This is a genomic window from Marinococcus sp. LNHM3E3-2.2 (assembly GCF_056034385.1).
In genome coordinates this window covers 1-3,117 of record NZ_JBQLIC010000024.1, presented here as the reverse complement: position 1 = coordinate 3,117, position 3,117 = coordinate 1, and the positions used below count along the sequence as shown (strand labels likewise).

Annotated in this window: 2 rRNA genes; both read right to left on the bottom strand. The window is 58.4% G+C overall.

The window, feature by feature from the left end:
• Positions 1-85, bottom strand: a 5S ribosomal RNA gene (rrf, locus tag ACTRXF_RS15885); the annotation flags it as partial.
• Positions 86-150: 65 nt separating this feature from the next.
• A 23S ribosomal RNA gene (locus ACTRXF_RS15880) occupies positions 151-3,082 on the bottom strand.
• Positions 3,083-3,117 lie beyond the last annotated feature (35 nt).

The window sequence follows — 3,117 nt, the reverse complement described above, 5'->3', positions numbered from 1 at the left end:
ACCCCCGGCTATCATCAACGCTGAAGAGCTTAACTTCCGTGTTCGGCATGGGAACGGGTGGATCCTCTTCGCTGTTGCCACCGGACTGGCCCGTCGGGCCCTGACAACCAAATACCGAGACCGCAGCCACCGCCGCGTATCGTGCTGTGCGTGGATAAGACTTCGACCGATTAGTATCCGTCCGCTGCACATGTCGCCATGCGTCCACGCCGGACCTATCTACCTCGTCATCTCCAAGGGGTCTTATCTCCGTAGAGGGGAAAGGTCATCTTAAGGGGGGCTTCATGCTTAGATGCTTTCAGCACTTATCCCGTCCACACGTAGCTACCCAGCAGTGCTCCTGGCGGAACAACTGGTACACCAGCGGTGTGTCCATCCCGGTCCTCTCGTACTAAGGACAGCTCCTTTCACCTTTCCTGCGCCCGCGACGGATAGGGACCGAACTGTCTCACGACGTTCTGAACCCAGCTCGCGTACCGCTTTAATGGGCGAACAGCCCAACCCTTGGGACCTACTTCAGCCCCAGGATGCGATGAGCCGACATCGAGGTGCCAAACCTCCCCGTCGATGTGAACTCTTGGGAGAGATTAGCCTGTTATCCCCAGGGTAGCTTTTATCCGTTGAGCGACGGCCCTTCCATGCGGTGCCGCCGGATCACTAAGCCCGACTTTCGTCCCTGCTCGACTTGTAAGTCTCGCAGTCAAGCTCCCTTGTGCCTTTGCACTCTGCGAATGATGTCCGACCATTCTGAGGGAACCATTGGGCGCCTCCGTTACTGTTTGGGAGGCGACCGCCCCAGTCAAACTGCCCACCTGACACGGTCCCGAGGCCGGATCACGGCCTGCGGTTAGAATGTCGATACCACCAGGGTAGTATCCCACCAGCGCCTCCTCCGAACCTGGCGGTCCGGATTCGATGGCTCCTACCTATCCTGTACAAGTGGTACCCACATCCAATGTCAAGCTACAGTAAAGCTCCATGGGGTCTTTCCGTCCTGTCGCGGGGAACCTGCATCTTCACAGGTATTATAATTTCACCGGGTCTCTCGTTGAGACAGTGCCCAAGTCGTTGCACCTTTCGTGCGGGTCGGAACTTACCCGACAAGGAATTTCGCTACCTTAGGACCGTTATAGTTACGGCCGCCGTTTACTGGGGCTTCAATTCGGCGCTTCTCCCCCGAAGGGGATAACGCCTCCTCTTAACCTTCCAGCACCGGGCAGGTGTCAGCCCCTATACTTCGCCTTACGGCTTCGCAGAGACCTGTGTTTTTGATAAACAGTCGCTTGGGCCCTTTCACTGCGGCTCCCTGGGGCTATTCACCCCGGGGAGCACCCCTTCTCCCGAAGTTACGGGGTCCTTTTGCCGAGTTCCTTAACGAGAGTTTTCCCGCGCGTCTTAGAATACTCATCCCACCTACCTGTGTCGGTTTACGGTACGGGCACCACGTTCCTCGCTAGAGGCTTTTCTTGGCAGGGTAGGTGCCGGCCCTTCGGGCCCCGTAGGGCCCTCCTGGTCACCGCTTGGCCGTATGGGGGAGGGATTTGCCGCTCCCCCGGCCTTGCCAGCTTCAACGCGCATGTCCAACAGCGCGCGGCCGTGCCTGCCTGCGTCCCCCCATCACTCAAATGGAACGGAGGTGGTACAGGAATATCAACCTGTTTTCCATCGCCTACGCCTTTCGGCCTCGGCTTAGGACCCGACTAACCCTGAGCGGACGAGCCTTCCTCAGGAAACCTTGGGTTTTCGACGGAAGGGATTCTCACCCTTCTTTTCGCTACTCATACCGGCATTCTCACTTCCAGGCGCTCCACCGGTCCTCACGGTCCGGCTTCTGTGCCCCTGGAACGCTCCCCTACCATCTCTCCCATGCGGGAGAGTCCACGGCTTCGGTGCTGCGTTTAGCCCCGGTACATTGTCGGCGCAGAGTCACTCGACTAGTGAGCTATTACGCACTCTTTCAATGATGGCTGCTTCTAAGCCAACATCCTAGTTGTCTAAGCAACTCCACATCCTTTTCCACTTAACGCAGACTTAGGGACCTTAGCCGGTGGTCTGGGCTGTTTCCCTCTCGACGACGGATCTTAGCACTCGCCGTCTGACTCCCGGGCAGCAAGTCGCTGGCATTCGGAGTTTGACTGAATTCGGTAATCCGGGAAGGACCCCTCGTCCAATCAGTGCTCTACCTCCAGGACTCTCATACCCGAGGCTAGCCCTAAAGCTATTTCGGGGAGAACCAGCTATCTCCAGGTTCGATTGGCATTTCACCGCTACCCACGACTCATCCCCGCAATTTTCAACTTGCGTGGGTTCGGGCCTCCAGCCAGTGTTACCTGGCCTTCACCCTGGTCATGGGTAGATCACCTGGTTTCGGGTCTACGCCCGCCTACTGCATCGCCCTCTTCAGACTCGCTTTCGCTGCGGCTCCGCCTTTGCGGCTTAACCTTGCAGACGAGCGTAACTCGCCGGTTCATTCTACAAAAGGCACGCCGTCACCCCTTAACGGGCTCCGACTTCTTGTAGGCACACGGTTTCAGGATCTGTTTCACTCCCCTTCCGGGGTGCTTTTCACCTTTCCCTCACGGTACTGGTTCACTATCGGTCACTAGGGAGTATTTAGCCTTGGGAGATGGTCCTCCCAGCTTCCGACGGGATTTCTCGTGTCCCGTCGTACTCAGGATACCCCCGGCGGGGGGAGGATGTCGGCTACCGGGCTGTTACCGTCTCTGGCGGGCCTTTCCAGGCCGCTTCGCCTATCCTCCCCGCCTGCCGTGCGGGGGTCCTACAACCCCGGGATGCAAGCATCCCGGTTTGGGCTGATTCCGTTTCGCTCGCCGCTACTCGGGAAATCGCGTTTGCTTTCTCTTCCTCCGGGTACTGAGATGTTTCAGTTCCCCGGGTCTACCGTCCGGCGCCTATGTGTTCAGCGGCCGGACGCCTTCCCATGACGGAAGGCGGGTTCCCCCATTCGGACATCTCCGGATCGTAGCTTACGTACAGCTCCCCGGAGCGTTTCGCCGTTCGTCGCGTCCTTCTTCGGCTCCTAGTGCCAAGGCATCCACCGTGCGCCCTTTTCTTCTTAACCACTCGATACGCGGTTGATTCTTCGACGCGGCCGCC